Origin of the sequence: Moorena sp. SIO2C4 (genome assembly GCF_010672485.1) — a bacterium.
GTDB classification, from domain to species: domain Bacteria; phylum Cyanobacteriota; class Cyanobacteriia; order Cyanobacteriales; family Coleofasciculaceae; genus Moorena; species Moorena producens.
On record NZ_JAAHGN010000750.1, the window covers coordinates 1 to 3,793 of the forward strand.

The 3,793-nt window shown below is 41.3% G+C and carries 2 protein-coding genes; both read left to right on the forward strand.

Going from position 1 to position 3,793, the window contains the following annotated elements:
- The first annotated feature begins 595 nt into the window (after window positions 1-595).
- The gene (locus tag F6K20_RS28400; protein ID WP_008178737.1) at window positions 596-1,378 is read left to right on the forward strand and encodes an HAD family hydrolase; all 783 of its coding nucleotides are present in this window, start codon (window positions 596-598) and stop codon (window positions 1,376-1,378) included.
- 580 nt (window positions 1,379-1,958) lie between these two features.
- The gene (locus F6K20_RS28405; protein WP_287296900.1) at window positions 1,959-3,758 is read left to right on the forward strand and encodes an adenylate/guanylate cyclase domain-containing protein; all 1,800 of its coding nucleotides are present in this window, start codon (window positions 1,959-1,961) and stop codon (window positions 3,756-3,758) included.
- Window positions 3,759-3,793 lie beyond the last annotated feature (35 nt).

A 3,793-nucleotide genomic window follows, 5' to 3' on the forward strand; every position in this document is an offset into this window, starting at 1 on the left:
GCTGTTCCCTAAAATCCCGAAATTGTGTACCTCATAGCTATGATAATTGCTATATCTAAATCAAGACCAGGATTGGAGACCAACACTGGCTTCACATCCAGGCATATTTGGTATTGTCGATCTTCTTAAATTTGCTGGAGTTGCATAGAGACTATAGCAATCCTAAATCATTTCTAAAATCACTGGACTTCTTAAAAACTAGCTCCAACTCCTGTCCCTTCTGCATAGCTGCCTTCTGCCTTCTGCCTTAAAGCAGCCCATTTATTTCACGAATCAGATCGGATTGCTATATCACTTGATAGGGTGCTATAAAATTATACCAATTCACTAAAACCTTGCTATCTATTATAGCAATCCTAAATCATTTGTAAAATCACTGGACTTCTTAAAAACTAGTTCCAACTCCGGTCCCTTCAGCATAGCTGCCTTCTGCCTTCTGCCTTAAAGCAGCCCATTTCTTTCACGAATCAGATCGGATTGCTATATTGCATAATGGTAAAGATTAAGGGGAAAATGTAAAGGTAAAATCTTTGACTTTTTTCCCTTAATCTTGAGTATAGTAATTTGTAGTATTCATAAGTATTAATTAAGTGAAATGGTACCCACAATTCTGGCTCTCGACTTTGACGGTGTTCTGTGTAACGGACTATTAGAGTATTTTCAGACCGCGTGGCGTACATACTGTCAAATTTGGAAACCCGCTAGTCAAACACCACCCGAGAATTTAGCAGCTAGCTTCTACCGCTTACGACCTGTGATCGAAACCGGCTGGGAAATGCCAATATTGATTCACGCGCTGATTCTCGGTATTTCAGAAGAGAAGATTTTGCAGGATTGGTCAGCAGTTGCCCAGTCTATCGTTAATTCCGAGACCTTAGACAGAACCGATATAGCTAAGCAGTTAGACACTATTCGGGATAAATGGATTACCACCGATTTAGATGCTTGGTTGAGTCTACACCAATTTTATCCTGGTGTGATTGAGCGGTTGGATCAAATACTTTCTACAAATACCACACAGCTATATATTGTTTCTACTAAAGAAGGACGCTTCATCAAGCAGCTATTGCAGCAACAAGGTATTAACTTACCACAAGAGAGGATTATTGGCAAGGAGTCCAAACGACCCAAACATCAAACCCTACGACAATTAATTGAAACTTTTCCAGGGGAAGCCGTAACACTATGGTTTGTGGAAGATCGGCTCAAGACCCTTCAATCTGTGCAACAGCAGCCAGACCTCAAACCGGTGAAACTGTATCTAGCTGATTGGGGCTACAACACCAAAGCTGAGCAAGAATCTGCTGGTCATGACCCGAGAATTCAGTTGTTGTCTCTTGAGCAATTTTCCCAGGATTTTTCAAATTGGCTCGATTAACTATTAGGTATTAGGTAAGCTATCAGCTATCAGCTATCAGCTATCAGCTATCAGCTATCAGCTATCAGCTATCAGCTAATGCGCTACAGATGGTGCTACTGTTCGCGCAGCACCTCAAGTAGCGCAATCGGTGCTTTTAGGTGCGACCCGTGGGGCATTTAATAATTAGATGCGGAAAGCGCACCTTTGAATAAAAGAGGTAAGCATTCTTTTAATGTGAGTTAAGTCTTTTAAATAAAAGACTTAAGCATTCATTTAATTTGAGTTATGTTACAGCGCTTGTGGCCTGTGCCACAAAGCTGACGCCTGACAGCTAGCTGTTCGCGTAGCGTGAGCTAAAAGCTCACGGCTGAATGCTTACGGTATTAGTCCTTCTGGAAGCGAAATTTAGGTTTTGGCAGCATTTCAGAGAACTCTATAACTATCACCTCTGAGATTGTCTTCTCAACCAGGGGTGAAAGGGATTTTGAATAAAACGCTTTTCGGTTAGGGTTTCTATGGGATGCGACACCTAATTTTTAAATTCTGGAACTGGTTACTAAACCAAATTTTTCAGAGAATAATCCTGGTTCTAACGATCATGTTTTGCCTGGGAGTGGGAATTGCCCTCTCAAGTATGTCTCGTCTGTCAATGGATCTAATTGAATCCCACGCACTAGAGTATTCAGCCTTATCCGCTCAACTTATTAATGAGGCACGTAACCTCTACAGTACTGAGGTGGTTACTCGTGCTAAAACTGTTGATGGGATTACCGTTACCCATGACTACACTACCAAAAAAGGGGGAATTCCTAATCCAGCTACCTATGTGATAGAACTGGGTTCGCGCATCAGTGCCAATGATACGGGAGCTTTAATCAGGCTTTACAGTGATTATCCGTTTCCCAATCGACAAGGTGAAGGGGGTCCGAAAGATGATTTTGAATGGGATGCACTCAGATTCTTGAGAAAATATCCCACTCAGTCATTTTTTCGCCAAGAGCAGATCCAAGGTCGTTCTTCATTTCGATATGCAGAAGCCATCATTATGCAGCCTAGCTGCATTGCTTGTCATAACAGCCATCCGGATAGTCCCAGAATGGATTGGAAAGTAGGAGATGTCAGAGGTGTTTTGGAAATAATTCAGCCTCTAGACAAATTTGTGGTACACACACAAATGGGTCTGAGGAGTACATTTATCACCTTAGGAGGACTATCTGTGTTGGCACTCTCAGGGCTAATTCTGGTTATCGGTAGATTGCGTCAAACAGCAAAGGAATTAACAAGGCGGGTTAGGGAACGCACGGCTGATTTGGCTGAAGCTAACCAAGATTTAGAAAAAAGGAATCAAATCATTAGTCAGATTTTTTGGCGTTACCTGAGTAAGGAAGTGGTAGATAAGTTACTGGAAAAACCCGAAGAATTGAAACTGGGAGGCCAGCGCAAAACTCTCACCATACTAACCTCTGATTTAAGAGGATTTACAGCGCTATCAGAACGATTGCTTCCGGAAGAAGTGGTTAAAATTCTCAATCTCTATCTGAAACATATGTCAGAGGTGATTACTAAATACCAAGGAACCATTGATAAGTTCATGGGTGATGGAATTTTGGTTTTGTTTGGTGCTCCTACGGCGAGAGAAGACGATACAAAACGGGCAGTGGCTTGTGCTGTGGCGATGCAATTGGCAATGGTTCCTGTCAACGAAACGATGAATGAGTGGGGCTATCCACCTCTAGAAATGGGTATTGGTATCAACACAGGTGATGTTGTGGTGGGTAATATTGGCTCGGAAAAACGCACCGATTACAGTGTAGTGGGTAGCCAAGTCAACTTAACCTATCGCATTGAATCCTATACCATAGGTGGTCAAATTCTTATTTCACAATCTACCTTTGAACAGGTTAAGTCAATCGTGATTACTCACGGGCACAAACAGGTACAACCAAAAGGGGTTAAACAGCCAATTACTATCTATCAAGTTGTGGGTATTGGTGATGACTACAATCTCTTTCTACCTAAAGAAGATGAAGAATTTTTTTTCCTTCCTAAAGCCATACCACTCACCTACAAAATTTTGGAAGAAAAGCATATCGGTAAAAATCTTTTTCTTGGAAGTTTAGTTCAGCTTTCAGCTAAGGGAGCGAAAGTGCGTTCCTATGAGATAATAAGAGAGAATTTCCCGGTAGAGCTAAGTAATATAAGCCTGAATATATTAAATCAATACCAAGCAGAATATAGTGATGATATCTATGCTAAAGTGACGTCAATTGAACCAGAAAATAAAGGGTTTTATATCCGTTTTACATCCCAACCTCCAGAGGTAAATAAAATGCTTGATTCTCTATACAAGTCGATAAATGATAGAAGTGAATATAAGGCGTTAGGTATCAACAGTTAGCCGTCAGCTAGGGAAAGGCAAGAGGCAAGAGGCAA